General features: G+C 57.5%; 18 protein-coding genes. 14 read left to right on the forward strand and 4 right to left on the reverse strand.

Annotation, left to right across the window (positions count from 1 at the left end; all coding sequences use genetic code 11):
- The first annotated feature begins 53 nt into the window (after positions 1 to 53).
- A complete protein-coding gene (locus CEE69_RS26175) occupies positions 54 to 2,462 on the forward strand; it encodes a serine hydrolase (RefSeq protein WP_099263535.1) in 2,409 nt (802 codons plus the stop codon).
- A gap of 33 nt (positions 2,463 to 2,495) precedes the next feature.
- On the opposite strand, the gene CEE69_RS26180 is transcribed toward CEE69_RS26175, so the two are convergent.
- From CEE69_RS26180 to CEE69_RS26190, 3 genes are read right to left on the reverse strand one after another with little or no spacing between them, the layout of a single operon-like run.
- Entirely contained in the window at positions 2,496 to 4,325 is a 1,830-nt protein-coding gene (locus CEE69_RS26180; RefSeq protein WP_099263536.1) for a hypothetical protein, read from the reverse strand.
- Positions 4,322 to 5,317, reverse strand: coding sequence for an ABC transporter ATP-binding protein (locus tag CEE69_RS26185; RefSeq protein WP_099263537.1), 996 nt, complete (start codon positions 5,315 to 5,317; stop codon positions 4,322 to 4,324). The genes CEE69_RS26180 and CEE69_RS26185 overlap by 4 nt, the downstream gene beginning before the upstream one ends.
- Positions 5,314 to 5,709 carry a GntR family transcriptional regulator gene (locus tag CEE69_RS26190; RefSeq protein WP_008671697.1) on the reverse strand — a complete coding sequence of 132 codons (396 nt, stop codon included), beginning with the start codon at positions 5,707 to 5,709 and terminating at the stop codon, positions 5,314 to 5,316. Before CEE69_RS26190 ends, CEE69_RS26185 begins: the two co-directional genes overlap by 4 nt.
- Positions 5,710 to 5,964: 255 nt before the next feature.
- Here CEE69_RS26190 and CEE69_RS26200 point away from each other — a divergent pair, with 255 nt between their 5' ends.
- The 13 genes from CEE69_RS26200 (at position 5,965) to CEE69_RS26275 (ending at position 18,068) form a co-directional block, all read left to right on the forward strand.
- The gene (locus CEE69_RS26200) at positions 5,965 to 6,537 is read left to right on the forward strand and encodes an RNA polymerase sigma factor (protein WP_233215653.1); all 573 of its coding nucleotides are present in this window, start codon (positions 5,965 to 5,967) and stop codon (positions 6,535 to 6,537) included.
- Positions 6,530 to 7,003 (forward strand): hypothetical protein, encoded by a 474-nt coding sequence (locus tag CEE69_RS26205; RefSeq protein WP_099263540.1) that lies wholly within the window; start codon positions 6,530 to 6,532, stop codon positions 7,001 to 7,003. The genes CEE69_RS26200 and CEE69_RS26205 overlap by 8 nt, the downstream gene beginning before the upstream one ends.
- On the forward strand, positions 7,000 to 8,067 hold the full coding sequence (locus CEE69_RS26210; protein ID WP_233215654.1) for a hypothetical protein: 1,068 nt from the start codon (positions 7,000 to 7,002) through the stop codon (positions 8,065 to 8,067). The genes CEE69_RS26205 and CEE69_RS26210 overlap by 4 nt, the downstream gene beginning before the upstream one ends.
- Entirely contained in the window at positions 8,064 to 9,167 is a 1,104-nt protein-coding gene (locus CEE69_RS26215; RefSeq protein WP_099263541.1) for a type II secretion system F family protein, read from the forward strand. Before CEE69_RS26210 ends, CEE69_RS26215 begins: the two co-directional genes overlap by 4 nt.
- Positions 9,164 to 10,234 (forward strand): type II secretion system F family protein, encoded by a 1,071-nt coding sequence (locus tag CEE69_RS26220; RefSeq protein WP_099263542.1) that lies wholly within the window; start codon positions 9,164 to 9,166, stop codon positions 10,232 to 10,234. Before CEE69_RS26215 ends, CEE69_RS26220 begins: the two co-directional genes overlap by 4 nt.
- A complete protein-coding gene (locus CEE69_RS26225) occupies positions 10,234 to 10,659 on the forward strand; it encodes a type IV pilus modification PilV family protein (protein ID WP_099263543.1) in 426 nt (141 codons plus the stop codon). The genes CEE69_RS26220 and CEE69_RS26225 overlap by 1 nt, the downstream gene beginning before the upstream one ends.
- 104 nt (positions 10,660 to 10,763) lie before the next feature.
- A complete protein-coding gene (locus tag CEE69_RS26230) occupies positions 10,764 to 11,195 on the forward strand; it encodes a hypothetical protein (protein WP_233215655.1) in 432 nt (143 codons plus the stop codon).
- A gap of 251 nt (positions 11,196 to 11,446) precedes the next feature.
- Positions 11,447 to 11,773: a hypothetical protein gene (locus tag CEE69_RS26235; protein ID WP_233215656.1), complete on the forward strand. Its 327-nt coding sequence runs from the start codon at positions 11,447 to 11,449 to the stop codon at positions 11,771 to 11,773.
- 32 nt (positions 11,774 to 11,805) lie between these two features.
- On the forward strand, positions 11,806 to 12,669 hold the full coding sequence (locus CEE69_RS26240; protein WP_099263559.1) for a DUF1559 domain-containing protein: 864 nt from the start codon (positions 11,806 to 11,808) through the stop codon (positions 12,667 to 12,669).
- Positions 12,670 to 13,613: 944 nt separating this feature from the next.
- Positions 13,614 to 13,778 carry a 50S ribosomal protein L33 gene (rpmG, locus tag CEE69_RS26250; protein WP_007324504.1) on the forward strand — a complete coding sequence of 55 codons (165 nt, stop codon included), beginning with the start codon at positions 13,614 to 13,616 and terminating at the stop codon, positions 13,776 to 13,778.
- A gap of 39 nt (positions 13,779 to 13,817) precedes the next feature.
- Positions 13,818 to 15,617 carry a single-stranded-DNA-specific exonuclease RecJ gene (recJ, locus tag CEE69_RS26255; protein WP_099263545.1) on the forward strand — a complete coding sequence of 600 codons (1,800 nt, stop codon included), beginning with the start codon at positions 13,818 to 13,820 and terminating at the stop codon, positions 15,615 to 15,617.
- Positions 15,618 to 15,988: 371 nt separating this feature from the next.
- Positions 15,989 to 16,798, forward strand: coding sequence for a D-mannonate oxidoreductase (locus tag CEE69_RS26270; RefSeq protein ID WP_099263547.1), 810 nt, complete (start codon positions 15,989 to 15,991; stop codon positions 16,796 to 16,798).
- A 193-nt stretch (positions 16,799 to 16,991) separates the two neighbouring features.
- Positions 16,992 to 18,068 carry a sugar kinase gene (locus CEE69_RS26275; RefSeq protein ID WP_008658280.1) on the forward strand — a complete coding sequence of 359 codons (1,077 nt, stop codon included), beginning with the start codon at positions 16,992 to 16,994 and terminating at the stop codon, positions 18,066 to 18,068.
- Between the two features lie 90 nt (positions 18,069 to 18,158).
- Here CEE69_RS26275 and CEE69_RS26280 read toward each other — a convergent pair whose 3' ends face one another.
- Positions 18,159 to 18,656: a DUF4430 domain-containing protein gene (locus CEE69_RS26280; RefSeq protein WP_233215657.1), complete on the reverse strand. Its 498-nt coding sequence runs from the start codon at positions 18,654 to 18,656 to the stop codon at positions 18,159 to 18,161.
- Positions 18,657 to 18,849: the final 193 nt, after the last annotated feature.

Raw genomic sequence — 18,849 nt, forward strand, 5'->3', positions numbered from 1 at the left:
TCGTCCATCCTTCGCTTCCTGTGTTTCGATTCACCTAGCCGCACCGCACGATCATGAACCACGAAAAGCTCTCCCTTCACTTCGTCCACAGACGCCCCACCGCTTTCCCAATCTGGCTAGCAGGAATTGCGTTCGTGCTCATCGCTTCGCCATCTTTGCATGCCGACGAGCCCTCCGCGGCGCTCGCTGCTGACCATGACTACAGCCAACTCATCGAGCAGTTGAACGAAACGATTCGTTCCGAGATGGATCAGAAGCAAATCCCAAGCTTCTCGATCGCTTTGGTGGCCGACGGGAAAGTCATCTCGTCCGAGGGCTTTGGATTTCAGGATGCGGAAAAGACCATCCCAGCTTCCGGCAAAACGGTTTACCGAGTCGGCTCGATCTCCAAGTTGTTGACCGACGTCGCCCTGATGCAATTGGTCGAGCAAGAAAAGCTTGACTTGGACCAGCCCGTCCAAAACGTGCTGCCGGATTTCAAGATCGCCGACGCCAAGCACTCATCAAAAATCACGCTGCGACAACTGACTCAACACCGCGCCGGAATCGTTCGCGAGTCGCCCGTAGGCAACTACTTCGATCCCACCGAACCAGGTCTGAAAGCAACCGTCGCCAGCCTCGCGGACACCCCACCAGTTTATGAGCCAGGCACTCGGACCAAGTACTCCAATGCGGGTGTGTCGGTCATCGGATTGGCCGTCGAGAAGGCCGCGGGAGTGTCTCACCCAAGCTACGTCCAACAACACGTGCTCGAACCGCTGGGGATGACGCACACCAGTTTCGAAAAAGACAAGGCCCTGGCAGAACACACGGCCGATGGCTGGATGTGGGGCTATGACCGGCCCGCGTTTGCCGCCCCCGGATTTTTGCTCGGCACCGGACCAGCAGGAAACCTGTATTCCAGCGTCGAAGACTTGGCCCAGTTCAGCTTGTTCGTGATGGACCAACATCCCACGAAAGTACTCAAGGACAATTCGCTCACCGAGATGCTGCAACCCGGCGTGACTCCTGACGGCAAACCACTGCCCTACGGAATCGGTTTTCGCGTCAGCGACTTTCAAGGCCACCGCCGCGTCGGTCACGGAGGAGCCGTGTATGGCTTCTCGACTCAGCTCGAGATCCTGCCTGACGAGAACATTGCCGTCATCGCCGCGAGCTCACTCGATGGAACGAACAACTGGATCACGCGAATTTGTGATCAAGCACTCGAGGGTATGCTCGCCGTCCAAAACGACCAAGAACTCACTCCGCCCGTTTCAACCGAACCAGTCCCCCGCTCGCGAGCCCGTGGCCTGTCCGGCATCTATTCCTCCATGCCCGGTGAAGCCTCTCGAACCGTGACCGTCGACTGGATCGGCGACCGACTGCTGCTTTGGAAAGGAACGTTCCAACGAGAAATTCGCAGTCGCTCGGACACCGGCGAATTGGTTTTGGACGATCGCTTTGGGTTTGGCACTTCCATTCGACAGGACAAATCGTTTTTGGTCATCAACGACGTGACCTACACGCGACTTTCCAATGCACCACCGCCAGAAGCGCCCGCCAAATGGCGCGACCTCATCGGTGAATATGGCTGGGACCACAACACGCTCTACATCCTAGAACGTCATGGCCAGCTCCACGCTTTAATTGAGTGGTTCTACTACTACCCGCTCACTGAAATTGCGGAAGATCGTTTCGCGTTTCCCGATCACGGGCTCTACCACGGCGAAGAATTGATCTTCCGGCGAGATGACTCTGGCGAAGTCACGGAAGTCATCGCGGCCAAGGTTGCTTTTCAAAAACGCGAGGTGGGAACCAAAGCTGGCGAGACGTTCAAAATCAAGCGGGAACTACCCGTCGAAAAGCTGCGTGAACTCGCTGGCGCCGCCAAACCACCTCACGAAGAAGGCAACTTCCGCCCGTCGGAATTGACCGAATTGACCACGCTCGATCCCAGCATCGAGCTGGACATTCGGTACGCAACAACGAACAATTTCATGGACACGGTTTTCTACCAGCAACCGCGTGCCTTCGCCCAGCGTCCCGCCGCGGAGGCTGCCGCAAAAGTGCATCAGGAACTGGCGAAACAAAACCTTGGCCTGCTCATTCACGATGCGTATCGGCCCTGGCGAGTAACGAAAATGTTCTGGGATGCGACACCCAGTGAAATGAAAGACTTTGTCGCCAACCCAGCCCAAGGTTCTCGCCACAATCGAGGTTGCGCATTGGACCTGACTCTGTTCGATCGATCGACGCAACAAGTCATTCCGATGGTTTCCGGCTACGACGAGTTCAGCAAACGGTCGTACCCGTTGTATCCCGGCGGAACCCAGCGACAACGTTACTACCGCGGTCTGCTGCGACGAGTGATGCAGTCCGCTGGTTTCCAGGTGTACGAGTTCGAATGGTGGCACTTCGATTTTGATGGCTGGCAACAGTACCGAATCGGCAATCTTTCCTTCGAAGAAATTGCCAACTGAATCCCCTACTCCATTGAGGTCGTGGACCACAACTCATCGATGAAGGTCGCGTCCGACGGACCATGGCAGAATCAAAACTCTCGCCAGAGGTAAAACCAAAGCGATCACCATCGCGATCGGCAAAAACGCTGGCGTCCAGGTGCCCCATGAGTTGCCCAGGACAATTTGCTCGGGCAGCACGCCCATCAAAACAGCGGAGAGCAACACAACGGCACTGCACCACACCGCGACCGTTCTTCCGATCCAAGCTTTGGGCTTTCCCGGTTGCCGAATGGCTTGCACGAGAGCGACCAAGACCGCGGCCAGCTTCACCCACAGCAACCAAGTGACCCAAGCTGGAATCTGCAGAACGCCAAGCCGAAATTCCTGCAGCATGACCTCCCACTCTTGGTGGCTGACAAACCAAGATCCCAAGCGATACGATCCCCAAATCAACAGCCCGCAGGACAAGAACGTGACCGCGGCGGTGACCCTGCGATCGGCCATCAATGCCATCCACAGCATGGCCACACCGCGTCCCACCAGAATCGCGGTTGAGAACAAAGCAATCGCGAGTGAGACCCGAACGCCCATCGCAAAGGAACTCACTCCGGTACCCGACGCCATTGCCTCGGACCATCGGTTCCACACCGGCTGATTGGACGGAATTGCAAAAGCCCCCAGCACGCCAAACGTGACCACCGACGCCAACAACACCAACCGTGTTGTTCGCCACACTTTGACTGCTGCCAAGACTTCTCGCGAAACCGGGCTGACCGCCAACAACAACGGAATCGCCCTGCCCTGCGGCCCTCGCTTCACTCCGCTGTGTTCTCCCCAACCGCCCGCTGTCGACAACGCGGTGTACGTCAGCACAATCAAACCAGCGACCACCACGGAAGCAAAATTCAGTGGCAAACAGGCCAACAACACAAGCGTTGGCACACCAATGCATGCGATCATGGACCATCGCATCGCCCGTGACTGACGACTATCAAACCACGCCAGCGCCGACGCTTGCCCACTTCTCCGCACTGACGCCCCCACACCGAGAATCCGTTCGCCGATCGAAGAGAAGAACTCACGGACTCTCGCCGTGATCGAACCGGCATCATCCAGTCCATATGAGTTGGATCGAGCCAGTTCCAATGATCGATGCGTGATCCAAAGAGTTCCGCCCCAAAGCAAGAGCAACGGCCATGGCAAATACACCAGCAACAACCATTTCGGATGCCCCGTATCCAACGCCACAAACGGCCAACACATTACCATGTATCCGGTCGGAATCAGCACCAGCAAGGTGAGGCCCCGATACCCGTTCCAAGAGAATGGCCGCCAACAAAATGCCAACACGGCCATGGAGCCGGTGCCGAGTGAGATCCACAGCGCAGGATAAAACCAACGCTCATGTTCACTGCGGTCCGCGAGTGAAAACTCAATCGCGATCGCAATCATCAACAACGAGATCGCAATCGCCGCATGTCGAGCCACAACAGCTACCAACAACAAGCGACTCGATGGGATTGGACTGCGCAGCAGAAATGCATCGAACCCCGAGGCTTTCCGCTCCACGTCCGGCCCTGACCAATCGATCGCGAAAATGGACCACAACAGCAACGGGGCTTGCGTCACCGCCATCACCGCCGCAATCGCATTGGACGCGAGCAAAACATCCGTCCCAAACCATCGGTGCATCCACGCAGCCATGACGACACCCACCAAGGAAAGCAGCCAAAGCTTTCTCCACACGCCGCCCCATCGTGCCCAAAGTAATCTCGCCGCAGCAAGACAGTCCTTCTGCCAATCGTTCCGACGGTCGCTGGCGAACTTGTCATTCGTGGGCAAATCAGTCCGCGTCGATCGCTGAATCGGTGATGTGCTCATGACGAAGTCTCCATCGCTGCACCTTCACGACCGGATGTTTGGTCATCGCGAGCCTCTGCCGTCACGGATTGCCGTGGGGCTCGCACATGGGCTTCGAACAATCGTTTCAGCGTCACATGACGGCTTTCGATCCATTGCCAATCGGGCGGCAACGCGGTCGGCGACAACTCGGATTGCCGAGGTACCACAAGCGACCATTCACCGTCTTCCTGATACCAGCCCAAACCTGCTTCCACCGGACAATCTCTCCGAGCGTGTTGTGTCGTGATCGTCTCGTCACGCGATCGCAAGATCCATTCTTCGTAGCGTTCGTCGACCGCCATCATCGGCATGGATTCAATCAGTTTGCCCTGATGCATGATCGCGACTTGATCACACACTCGGCTGACTTCGTCGAGCAAGTGGCTGCTGAAGATCACAGTCCGGCCTTCCAAGCTGACCGTTCGAATGATCGCTTGCAAAATGTCATCGCGAGCGATCGGATCCAGCCCGCTGCCAGGTTCATCTAAAACCAATAAGTCCGGCTTGTGAGCGATCGCGGCAATCAAACCCGCTCTTGCTCGGCCGCCCTTGGACAGAGATCGCAGCTTCGCGTCCGGTGACAACTCGAACCATTCACACAGCTCCGCCGCGTACGCTCGATCCCACCTCGGATAGATCGCTTCGCAAAATCCCGTCAAGTCACGAACTCGCATCCAAGTCGGCAAGCTGTCTTCCTCGGACAAGTACCCAATCCTCCGCATCACTTTTTCGCGATCGGTGATCGGGCTGCATCCCAGCACGCGGACACTTCCGACTCGCGGTTGATGCAAACCCAACAAGTGACGCAGCAGCGTTGTCTTGCCGGCTCCGTTGAGCCCCAACAATCCGAACACGGTTCCCTGCGGGATCGTCAGCGAAACATCGTTCAGTGCTTCCGTCCGGCCAAATCGTTGACTCAGGTTTTCGACCACCACGGCGTCCGGCACCGACGACTCTTGAACATCGTTCATGACGATTCTCCCCGTTTGCGTTGCAACTCTTCATCGCGACGGAGAATCCATTGCGACAACTCTTTCGCATCCACGCCCAGCCCTTGCGAGAGCACGAGCAATTGATCGATCGCGGGCTCAATCGCTTCCCGCTTCCCTTTCGCGGACATCGACGTCGGCGATGACGAAACAAACGTGCCTCGGGTGCGACGTTTCTCGACCAAGCCCGCTTGTTCGAGTTCGCGATACGCTCTCGCGATGGTGTTCGGATTGACGCGCAATCGCTCCGCCAACGTTCGGATGGCAGGCATCTCGTCTCCGCCGGAAAGCTGGCCCGACAGAATTCGATGTCGAATCTGCTGGACCACTTGCTGATAGAGCGGCACGCCGTCGTCGGATAAATGAATCTGCACAACTGACCCCTTGTGTTAATCCATTGATACAGCTGTCGCGACGACGAGTCAACTGTTTTCTTGAATTTCCGCCTGACGCTCCGTCGTGCTCAGGTCGGAGACCGGTGCTCGTGCTCGTGCTCGAAAACACGAGCACGAGCACGAGCACGAGCACGAGCACGAGCACGAGCACGAGGGCGAGGGCGAGGGCGAAGCAGCCAACATTTTTTCAAATTGTTTAGACAAATGACTCGCCGGGGCGCATCCTGTTGTTTGATGAGCCATTCCATCCCCTTTTCGAAACGCGTTTTTCAGTGCCTTGACCACATGGTGGTTCACGGCGGAGACGCGGTCGCCGGCCTGATCGACCTGACGTCGACTCGCATGGTGCGATTTGCCACGACGATCACGCGAAATCAGCACGACGCGGAAGACGCGGTGCAAACGGTGCTGGTGAAAGTCGCTGAGCGTCCGCGATTGGTCCGCGATGCCGACCAACCGTGGAACTACTTGCTGCGAATGGTCCGCAATGAATCGCTGGTCATCACGCGACGGAAATCACGCCTCAGCTTGATCGACAACCTGACGGATTTGCTAACAGTTCGGCGAGTCGATGAGCTGGAACAGGAAGAAACCAACCGCGCGGTTTGGCAAGCCCTTCGCAAATTGCCCACCAAACAAAGCGAAGTGATCGTGCTGAAGATTTGGGAACAAATGACGTTCCTCGAAATCGCGGACGTTCTGGAGATCACACCCGGCACAACCGCCAGCCGTTATCGCTACGGGATGCAAAAGATGACTCAGCTTCTGCGCGGCGACGTGGAATCGGAGGTGCCCGTTCATGGCTAATCACAATTCATTCGATAACGATCATCCGTTCGATGATGGCAACAACGGCGGAAAGACCAACGGCTACGAATTGGACAATTGGCAACTGGATGGCGGTGAATCCATCGAAGACCTGATTCGCGACGCGGGTCGCTACGTCCGCCCATCATCGGAACTTCGCCCGCGAGCCCTCGAGTCCGTGCGTCAACAAAACCAAACACGACAACGGACCGGGGGAGCATTCAAAATCATTGGGTTAGGCATGGCCGCGATGATGTCTTTCGTTTGGGTGGGACAGTCGATCGAAACCTTGGCTCCGCTTCAGCGGATAAGCAGCGACGAAGTGGAACAAGAAGCCGTCATGCGATCATCGTTGACCAACCAATCACTGGACTGGGCGTTGATGGAAGTGATGAATCACCATCGCCCAACAAAACAAGGCTCGAACAACATCCAATTCAATCAAAAGTCGGGTCGCCAACAATGAGCGACCCTGGCTCCAGTGCACGGCCTCTGAATTCTGATTCACAGCCCGATGTCTTTCATGATGGGCTGGCAGCCGCCGTGATGGCTCGCGTTCCGATCCATCTGGGAACCGGCGGATCTGTGGGTGGAACGCTGACACTTGAAAAAGTTGGCTTGCTAAAGCGGCGACCCGCCGCCGAATGGCCAACTCGTTACCGGGCGGCGAGAGAAGTCTTCACCCGCACCGGAAACATGCAAATCGTCCTGGACGGACTGACCCATGACACTCGTTCCGAACGAAAGCTCTCGCGTTTGCTTTGGGGGTCATGCATCTACTTGCTGACTCTCGCGTTGGTCGGCTACTTGGGGCTGGCGTTCTTCAGCCACTTCATTGGGCCCACCATCAACGCGTTGCGAGCTGACATGGAACTGGTTCCTTCCACGCCGCTGGCTTCCCGTTCAGATCCCATCGTTGATTTCCTACCGATGGCCCTCTTAGTCGCCCCTTTCGTTTTGCTGGGCACCTGCTTGCTGATCTGGATCACCGGTGGCGTCTCGCGATGGGCCGCTCGGCTCGGCGGTGGCGCGTACATCCGCGACAATGCCTCCGCCATTGCGATGCGTTTGATCGCCGCGATGGCCAAAGCTGGCGTTCCAGCCGAAGAAGCAGTGAACCTCAGTTGCGACCTACTCGACAGCGTTCCAGCCGCCCGCAATCAGGTGCAAACAACGCTCCGCGGCCGAACGCTCAACGCGTCCTCCGAAGCAACGCTGTTGCGTCTGGGAGCTCACTTCCAAACCAGCGCCACGAATCGAATGAGCGTGTTGAGAGTTGTGTTGCCGCTCGTGTTGACTTCCTTGATCGGCGGAACAGGCGCACTCGCCTACAGCGTTGCGTTGTTCAATCCACTGGTTTCGCTGATTCACGATTTGTCAAAGCCCACTCGCGATCTTCCCATCGGCAATCTGCCGAAGGGACAGGCTCTGAAACCACTGATTGCTCCTCCACCCATCGCGGAACGACGCAGTGACCCCACGTCAGCCAGACGCACAAACGAGGGATTCCAGCCTGGGGTGACATCATGACTGCCACCCCCGAAGACGAAGTGGTCCCTGAACTGGTCGCTTCGAGCACCAGTGGACTCCGGTTCGTCCAGCAACAAATTGAACAATTGCTTCAACGACGATCGATGATCGCATTGCAATTGCATCAGGCCGCCCAGCAATCCGTCGGCCCCGTGGCCCAGCACATGGAATTGATGAGTCGGTGGTTTGACCAGCCGATCACCGCAAAGGACGTGCTGCATCACCCGGATGCTCTTGCGATCTGCCAACCATTGCTGGCTGCATCCCAGTTGGAAACCTCACAACCGAATGCCTCCACCGAAGTTGCCAACGAGAAGACCAAACTCGAAGACGCGGTCCGACAATGGGAGAGCACACTTTCCGGTCGGCCGACTCGTAACCGGCTATGGATCATCCTCGTTTATCCGTTGTTTCTGGCTTTCGCTAGCATCGTGATTCTGATGGTGATCTGCGTTCTTCTGGTACCACCATTCCAAGAAATGATGGACGACTTTGGCCTCGAACTTCCGTTGCCGACGCAAACCGTCTTCGCCGTTTCGAATTTCACCCGTGAATATGGGTTGTGGCTTCTCGCTGCCGTCGTCGCGATTGGGCTGGTCATCCAACTGGTTCGGTTTCAGTCTCACCGCATCGGCCAACATCCGCCTTGGGTTCGCATGAGTCGCCGCCTGCTCACACCCGCCAGATTGGCTTGGGCGTCGTGGGCAGAACATGTCGCAATGATGCTGGACGTGGGCCTGACCCGGCGAGAGGCCTATCAAATCGCTGGCGAAAGCAGCCCTTCCCGCTGGATGTCCAGGCTCAGCGACGAATGCGTCCAATCGATCGAAGACGGTAGAGTTCCTCTTTCAGGTCCAACTCATATCCATGGCAAACCATGTCACCTGATGATCCATGCTGTGCAAACCGAGTTGATTCCTCAGCAAGCGGATAGCATGCGAGATGTCGCTGCAATCTATCGCGACCGTGAACGGCACCAACGCCGCGACATTCTGATTTGGGTGTCGCCTCTGATCGTTTGCATGTTGGGAATGACGATCGGATGGGTGATGATTGCACTCTTCATGCCTCTCGTTCAACTCATCAGTGGATTGACATGAGCACGCCATCATCCCCAACGCAAAACACGCCTGACGGCTTGCTGGCGCTTTCATCGATCCCGCAACGAGCCTTGGTTCGAACGTTGCTGGTCGCACACCAGGAACGCACCAACCCGGCGAAATGGGTGCATCTTCTGGCGGCTGAATTTGGCGGCCCGATTGGAATGCGAATGAATCATTTGGCGATGCTTTTAAAAGCAGGCACGCCCGTCGCGGACGCCCTCGAACAAACACCTGGCATCTTGGCTCCCTCCGGTTTGATGGCGATTCGGCTTGCGAGCGAAACAGGAACACTGAGCGAAACCTACGAGGCTTTGATCTCCGACCAAGGCTTGGAATCCGAGTCCACTGATTCCAGCTGGCGAAATCCTCGCTCGGAATTCACTCGAGTGCTGATCGGCTTCATCGTCGCGTGGTTCATCCTGGCATTCATGATGATTTTCATCATGCCTACCTTCGAAAAGATGTTCGGCGAGTTTGGCTTGGACCTTCCCCCGATCACTCGTTCGCTAATCTTGGTCAGCCATCGCGGTGGCGAGTTTTTCTTCTTCGGAATTGCGATTCTCTTGATGCTCGTTGTGGGGCGTCTGCTGTTCTTTGGGGAAAAACGCCCGCATCGATTCAACCCATTTCGATGGCACGAACGCTTCGTTCCACCTTCGGTCAACTTGCTGTCATTGTTGGCCATTGTGGTCGGCTCCGGTCGCCCGATCGCGTCGGGACTCGAGACCCTTTCCAAGTGTCACCACGTTCCCCAAACACGACGCAGACTCGCTGCGTCGTGCGAGCGAGTGGAACGAGGCGAAGATCCGTGGGCGACGCTGGCAAACGAAAGAATCTTGACTTCGCGAGAATCCCAAGCCTTGTCGGTGGCAGGATCGAGTGACGTTCAAGCCTGGTTGTTGCAGTGGTTGGCGGAATCACGATTCGACAGACGTTCGATTCGCCGCCACTTGCTGACGCGAGCGGTCTCTTTGGCCAGCCTGCTTCTGCTAGCCGCTGTCGTGGCTTGGGTTTGCATCGCGATCTTCCTTGTCCTCACCAGCCTGATCGGAGCTCTCGCGTGATGAACCATCGCTCCACATGCCGAACTTCGTCATCTCGAAACGCGTTCACGATGATTGAATTGGTGGTCGCCGCCTCCATCCTGATCGCGCTGATGTCAGTGGTCACTTCTCTGACGTTTCGCATTCATCAAGTCTGGCAAGACACCAATCAACAACGCATTGCGACCTGGGCGGTGTCCAGCGAACTGGAACGCATCACCTCGCTTCCGCTCGATGAGATCGAGGCCACTCTCGACGAACTCGAAGCTTCCGAGGAACTCCAAAATTTGTTGTCCGATCCTGAATGGTCGGGCGACTTCCTTGATGACGAACTCAGCCCACGCGTTACTTTGCGTCTGGACTGGAAACGCCGACATCCTGGCACTCCGCTGGAATTGGTCGGCTGGGTCTTGGACACGGACACCGACGAGGAGCCATCCCCATGATTCGTTCTCCCGCGCGGCGTGCGCATTCTTTGGTTGAACTGATGATCGTGCTCTCAGTGCTTTCATCGCTGATCACTGTTTCCATCGGCTGGATCCACCAATCCATGAAACTCTCGAAACAAATGCACTCCCGGCAAGCTCACCAAACCAACCTCACGCGTCTGACGCGGATGATTCGGGACGATGCCCGAACGGCTGACAAAGCTTCCGTTGACGGCCAAACGTTGACGCTGCCTTCTCTGGATGTCGTGTATCAAATCGACGGTTCGGTCATTCAGCGTACCGAAGAGATCGACGCCAGCACAACGCGGACGGACGTCTTTGAACTGCAACCCGGTTCTCGCGTGCACTGGATCGAAACCGAACTGCCAACGGCCATCACACTGCAAGTCAAACGTTCCAGTGGCACGCCTATCCCAAGTCGGTTGCCACCATCGGACGATCCGAATGCAGCCAGCTCGGACACAACCGATCGCAACGATTTGCATTTGCGAATGGAACTGAATCGATACGCACGATTTGGGGTGAAGCCATGAAACGCGCAGTGCCTGATCGACCTCGTCCCAGCGACATGCCCTTCCCTTCCTCCAACATCACCCCCGCACTTCAGCCTCCCTCTGGAAGAACTGAGCGAAGCGTCTCCACTCTTCACCCTCCCTCAGGGAGGGTCGAGCGAAGCGAGGGGAGGGCCGAACCTCAACTCCGCCCCCGCTCGTCACCCTCTCCACGCCCAGGCACCGCACTGATCTACGTGCTGGTGTGTTTGGCCATCTCGGTTTCGTTGGTCATGACATCGCTCAAGAGCAGTCTGACTCACCGTCGCCAAACCCAGCAACTGCTGCGAGTCGAACAAGCCGACTGGTTGCTAGAAGCCGGCTTGGTCCGAGCCCACCGGCAACTTCACGAGGACGATGCCTACACCGGAGAAACCTGGTCGGTCGGCGACGCGATTCGCGGCGGTGATCCCGCTGAAATCGAAATCGAAGTGACGCGAGACGACTCCTCCAAAGACTCGCTGACCGTTCACGTGACCGCACGCTTGGGTCAAGACGAACCGCAGAACCCGCATCGCATCCAGCGTTCACAAACTTGGCAAATCGCCTCCACTTTTTGATCCCGGCCATGCCTCTCACTCAGGAACTTAGCATGACAACGACATTCCCCTCTTCGTCACGGCGTGCATTCACGCTGGTCGAACTCTTGGTGGTGATCGCCATCATCGGCGTCTTGGTTGGTTTGCTGCTGCCGGCTGTTCAAGCCGCACGCGAAGCGGCTCGCCGGATGAGTTGCGCCAACAACATGGCCCAGATCACCCTGGCCACTCACAACTACGAATTCGCGATGGAGCACTTGCCACCAGGAACCACCAACCCGACCGGGCCCATCGTCAACACGCCCAATGGCGAACACATTAGTTATCTCGTTCGACTGTTGCCCTACATCGAACAACAAGGAGCCGCGGACGACTTCGATTTGACCGCCAGCACCTATGCTCCGGTCAATGCAAAGGTCCGTGCCTATCAAATCCCTGCCTTCCTTTGCCCTTCGTTTCCATTTGGAATGAACAGTGACGAAACGGCTGGACTATCGAACTACGCCGGTTGCCATCACGACGTCGAGGCAGCGATTGACGAAGACAACAACGGATTGCTGTTTCTCAACAGCGAGGTTCGCTACCGCGAGATTTACGATGGCAGTAGCCACACGATCCTGATCGGCGAGATGATTCCCACCCTCGCATCACTGGGTTGGGCCTCCGGCACACGAGCTTCGCTCCGCAACACCGGCACGCTGATCGGCGGCGGGATTCAAACGATAGGTGCGATGGGAGTGGGCGAGGAAAAAGACCCGCCTGAGTTCGTCGGCGGCTTTGCCAGCGAGCACCCCGGCGGCGGCAACTTCGGTTTCGCTGACGGCTCGGTCCGCTTCCTGACCCATTCCATCGATCCACAAATCCTCACCTACCTCGGCCACCGAGCCGACGGCGAATTCGTCGACGACGCGATGTGATTCAATGTCGCCCATCGGCTCCGCCCGATGGAGCCATATGCTTCGCACCAACAGTCGCCCATTGGCTCCGTCCAATGGAGTCACCCCGGACATACAACGACAGCATGTTAGGCGAACCGTTCGACCCATCAGCCGAGTTCTCGATTCAGGAACGCTGCAAACCGCACTGGTCGCAAGCGGGAGCAATCGTGTTCATCACCTTTCGACTGGCCGATTCCATCCCCGCGGTAGTAATCGATCGATGGGATCGTGAACGGGTCGACTGGCTGCATCGAGCAGGCCACCCCAGGCCACAACGCTGAACTGGAAATCGATTGCCCACTCCCTGGAACAAAAACTCAAAGACACGTTCCAGAGACAATTCAGGCAGACGCACGAACGTTTTCTTGATGATTGTCACGGTGCGTGTGTCTCGAAACGTCCTGAGATCGCTCGCATTGTCGCCGATGCATTGCACCATTTCGACGGAATTCGCTATCGACTCGGTGATTTCGTCGTCATGCCCAATCACGTGCATCTACTGGCGTCGTTCGCTGATCCTGACTCAATGTCGAAACAGTGCTTCTCGTGGCTTCATTTCACCGCCAAGAAAATCAACGCTGCGTTGGAACGGCGCGGAAAGCTCTGGCAATCCGATGCTTTCGATCATCTTGTTCGATCAGGTGAGCAATACGAATATCTGCGTCGCTCATCGAAGAAAACCCTGAGAAGGCAAACCTTTGCGAGGGCCAGTTTCTTCATTGGGTCAGCCCCGATGGCTGACACTCCGGTTTAGGTTGAGGGTAGCCGGATCTCGGCCCTTTCTCCATCGAGCGGAGTCGATGGGCGACAATCACACTCCGAATTCGCCCCAAAAAAGGACGACTTGCCAAAATCACACCTGGCTAGTCATACTCTGGGGCTCGAAAATTTCATTTCCCTGACAAACCACGCCGGCACGTCTGATGTCCAAGAGCAAGAAAAAAGCAGAAACCATTTTCCTGGTCTGCGAAGAAACCGGACAGTACAACTACACCCTCCGCAAAAAGCCTGGTGGGGAAAAACTTCGTTTGAAGAAGTACAACCCCAACCTGCGCAAGCACACCTGGCACGCTGAAAAGAAAAAGTAAGCTTCTCAGCGCCGACTCTATTCAAGGACGACGGTCGATTTGAGTACCGATTCCAGCTCGATTTCCGATACCAACCAGCTTGTTGATTCCGGGACGAAGCGGGAATGGCGGATCACTCCGCACGATGCTCCGTTGGTCGAACAACTGATCCGCACCACGGGACTGCCTCCCGTCGTCGCTCAGTTGCTGGTCAGTCGCGGCGTTTATTCGCAAGAAGACGCCGCCACGTTCTTGGACACCAAACTCACCAGCCTGCGTGACCCGCAGTTGCTGCCCGGCGTGCCTGCCGCGACCGAAAAAATCCTGGCCGCCGCAGAAGCCAAAACGCCGATCGTCATCTACGGCGATTACGACGCCGATGGCATGACCGGGTCCGCGATCCTGGTCAATTGCCTGCGATTGATCGGGGCCGAGGTCAGTTACCACGTGCCCAACCGGCTCGAGGAAGGATACGGCCTGAACGAGGACTCGATCCGCAAACTGGTCGCTCGCGGCAAGCAAATGATCATCTCGGTCGATTGCGGCATCGCCAGCCTCGAGTGCGCCAAACTCTGTCGCGAGCTTGGCGTGACCCTGATCGTCACCGATCATCATCAAATCGGCGACGAACTGCCTGACGCCGAAATCATCGTCCACCCACGACTGCCCGGAACGGCTTACCCGTTTGGCGAACTCTGCGGTGCCGGCGTCGCCTTCAAACTCGCCTGGTCGCTGTGCCAAGCCAAATGCGGGCAGAAAAAAGTCACGCCGCCGATGAAGCGATTCCTGATGCAATCGCTTTCGCTGGCCGCCATCGGAACCATCGCCGACGTGGTCCCGCTGCTCGACGAAAACCGCGTGCTGGTCAATCACGGCCTGCGAGTGATGCAGACCGAACCGCTGCCGGGTTTGTGGGAACTGATGAAGCTGACCAAACTCGACCAAGCCAGCGAATTGACGACGGAGAACATCTCCTTCGGGCTGGCTCCCCGATTGAACGCCGCTGGGCGACTTGGACAAGCTCAACTGGGCATCGAGCTGCTGACGATCGAAGCCGGCGACCGGGCCGTGGCGTTGGCCCAGTACATCGACCAGCTCAACGGAACCCGTGACACGCTGCAGCGAAGCGTTCAGCTGGCCGCACAAAAGCAAGCCAAAGCGGACTTTGATCCTGAAAACGATCCCGCGCTGGTGCTGGCCGGAGTCGGCTGGCACACCGGAGTCATCGGAGTCGTTGCCGGGCGATTGGCCGAGAAATACGCCAAACCCGTGATCATCCTCTCGCTCGACACCGCAGGCAAAGTCGACGCGACCGGATCGGGACGCGTCGGCGGCACCGGCATCAACCTTTACGAAGCCCTGCGAGAGTGCGAGGACCGACTGGTTCGCTACGGCGGTCACCCAGCCGCGGGCGGACTGACGATTCGCGAATCTGACATCGAAGCCTTCCGTGGTGACTTCTGCGAAGCGGTTTCGAAGCAGTGGTCCGAGCAAGAATTGGCTCCTGCGATTCAAATCGATGCGGAAGCTCCGCTCGGCCAACTGAACCTGCAAACGATGAAGCAGATCGAAACGATGGCTCCGTTCGGCGCCGGCAACCCGCGTCCCGTGTTGATGGGCCGCGACATTCAGCTCAACGAACCAGCCAAAAAGATGGGCAGGGGCGAAAACCACCTGTCCGTGCGTCTGAAACAAGGCGAACGCGTGATCCGCGGCGTCGCCTTCGGTGCGGCGGATTGGTGCGAACCGCTGAACCAGCACAACGGCCCGATCGAGATCGCTTACCGGCCCGTCATCAACGAGTTCAACGGCTACCGCAGTGTCGAAGTCCACCTGGTGGACTGGCGAAAACAAGCCTGAGGCGAGCAAGAATCTGCCCCGCTCCTCCATAGGAGGTCGTGCAGTTTTACAAGCGCAGTGCTCGCAAGTTTGAATTCACCCTCCTGAACGCAGTTGGGGAGGGTCGGAATGCGAGCGTTCAGCGAGAATTCCGGGGAGGGCTGCCCGCGCCGTTTCACATGCACGGCCCTCACCCTCGCGTACGCCTGAACGGCGTCGCTCGACCTCTCCCGATACTTCGTTTCGGGAGAGGTACGCCATGTGGAAATCTGCCGAAAAGCGGAATCAAAAAAGCTCCCCGCTCTCCATAGACCCTGCGTCGTTCGACTGGCAAAACTTCCCTGTTTCGCGTGCTGTTCTCTGCGTCGCGTTGCGAGTAAAGTACCGCCACTATGAATACTCTTTTTGAATTGAACGATGATGTCGCGGTCGTGATCGGCGGCACAGGCGAGCTCGGCGGCCACATGGCCCAGGCACTCGGATCGGCCGGGGCTCGCACGGCAGTCTTGGGACGCAACGCGGAACGCGGCGAAGCGAAAGTCAAAGCGATCACCTCGGGCGGTGGCGAAGCCAAATTCTTTGCCGTCGACGGGATGCAGGCAGACTCCTTGGCCGAAGCTCGCGATGCCATCACGGCTTGGGCCGGAACGCCAACGATCCTGGTCAACGCGGCGGGCGGAAACCATCCCGACGCGACGATTCCACCTGGCGGCGATGTCTGCGGATTGCCTCGCGAAGCCTGGCAACACGTGTTCGACCTGAACCTGGTCGGCGGAGCGTTGTTGCCCAGCCAAGTGTTCGCGCCCGCGATGATCGAAGCCGGCGTCGGCAGCATCATCAACATCGCCTCGATGTCAGGCATCATCCCGCTGTCTCGCGTCGTGGCTTACTCGGCCGCCAAAGCCGCGGTGATCAACCTGACCTTGTGGCTGGCTCGCGAATGGGCGACCACCGGCGTGCGAGTCAACGCGATCAGCCCCGGTTTCTTCCCCGCCGAACAAAACCGCAAACTGCTCTACAACGACGACGGCTCGTACACTGAACGTGGCGGCCAAATCGTCGGGCACACCCCGATGGCTCGCTTTGGAAAACCCGAAGAACTCGCCGGTGCCGCCATCTGGTTGGCTTCGCGAAAAGCGTCTTCGTTTGTGACCGGGCAAAACATCGCGGTCGACGGCGGATTCGCATCCGTCACGATCTAACCCTGCTTCGAACGAGTTTCTTGATTCGCTCACGATTCATAACCCGCAGCGTAAGCAAGGCAGCGCAGACCTCTCAGTGAATCCGCTTCACTGCTCTTCATCTGAGAACCTATCTCGCGGCGAGCCATTCGTGAAATGACTCGCTAACTGCCGCTCATCCCTTCATCCCAACTTTCCCCATCCACACTGTCCCATGATTGAACTACGCAGCGACGCCAAATACGCCATGGTCATTCCCACCAGCATGGGAATTCGCCTCACGCCAGTGGACCACCAACCGTTCCACTGCAGCGACACGTTCAAGATGCAAGCCACCAGCGCGGAATCGAACGTCGGCAGCATCTCGTCGTTCCTGGGATTGCCCGTCAAAATCTTGACCGCGTTTGTCAAAGACAGCCCAGTCGCCCGGTTCATCAAAGACGACTTGGCCGGCCGCCATATGGACTACGAAGGTCCTGAATTCGTTCAAGACAACCCTTGGGGCGTGCGTCACCAAATCAACATGGCCGACAGCGGTTGGGGGTCGCGTGGACCTCGCGTGCAAAACGACCGCGCCGGTGAAGTCGGCCGACAACTGAACGTCAAAGACTTTGACCTCGATCGCATCTTCGGAACCGAAGGCGCCAAGATCGTTCACCTGTCCGGCTTGATCGCTGCTCTCTCGGAAGAGACCAGCGAGTTCTGCTTGGAGATCGCTCGTGCGGCCAAGAAACATGGCTCACGAATCTCGTTCGACCTCAACCACCGGGCCTCGTTCTGGAAAGGTCGCGAAGAAAAATTGGCGGCTCAGTTCAAAGAGATCGCCAGCCTGTCCGACATCCTGATCGGCAACGAAGAAGACTTCCAACTGTGCCTCGGGGTCGAAGGCCCCGAAGCCGGCGGCAGTGACATTTCCGCGAAGATCGATGGCTTCAAGGAAATGATCAACCGAGTCAAAAAGGAATACGCCGATACCACTCTGTTTGCGACCACTCTGCGTGAAGTCGAGAGCGCTAACCTGCATCACTGGGGTGCGATCGTTTCGCACGGCACCGAGTTCGCTGTCATTGAGCCTCGCGAAATCGGTGTGATCGATCGCATCGGCGGCGGTGACGGATTCGTCGGCGGCTTGCTTTACGGCGTGCTGCAAGGCTGGGATGCAGAGAAGAGCTCGCAGTTCGGCTGGGCAACCGGTGCTTTGACCGCAACGCTCTACACCGACTACGGCCAACCCGCCGACGAAGACCAAGTCTGGAGCATCTGGAAGGGCAACGCCCGCGTCCAACGCTGAGTGGCGTTGGGGTCCCCGCCTCAAGCTAACAACGCGGCCTCCTCCGGAGCCCGCCCGACTCAAACCCTAGGCCAACCTTTCAAACGCCGATCACTCTTGATCCGCGGTCGCCTCTTCCAAGGTTGTGAACTTCCAAACGACCTTCGTCGGTGGATTCAATTCCGTCGTACCGATCCCTGTTGTCGCGAATTCGCCATCGATCGTGTACGTCCATCCCCGAGTGGCGTCCGTGGAAATCCCATCGATTGAATTGACGAACGCGGTGGCTCCTTCGCCGCCGATTTCCATCTTCGGGGAACTCAGGTTACGCATCAGGCTCTCCAAAGTGGATCCGGTTGCGACGTTGTCCACGACGTACGACTTCGTTGTCTCGTCGTCGATCACAAATTCGAGCGTGACCTCGCCAGTCGAAACGTAGTCTTCGATCACCGGGGGCTGAACCGGTGCGGTGGATCCGCCACAGCCAGCGACGCTGAGTGAAACCGAACCTAGCAGAACGCAAAACAGTGCACGAAAACGGCTGCCACTCGCCCGCGTGAAAAAGTGTCTCGCTGCCGGCGATGACTCCCCTGTCGTTTTTGTAAACACAATGTTTGCCTGTGAAACGTGGTAGCGAGTGAACCTCGCGAAGTGGTTCCTCACAACTTACCGCGAAAACGCGACCAAGTCAGGGGAACCCGCCAACCACCTGATAGGGGTAGGGAAGTCCGGTTGAGCCGGACTCCCCTCCCTCAGAACCGTACGTGCGGTTCTCCCGCATACGGCTCGCCAGTCAGTGGGT

The organism is Rhodopirellula bahusiensis, from assembly GCF_002727185.1.
In the GTDB taxonomy this organism is placed as follows: Bacteria; Planctomycetota; Planctomycetia; order Pirellulales; family Pirellulaceae; genus Rhodopirellula; species Rhodopirellula bahusiensis.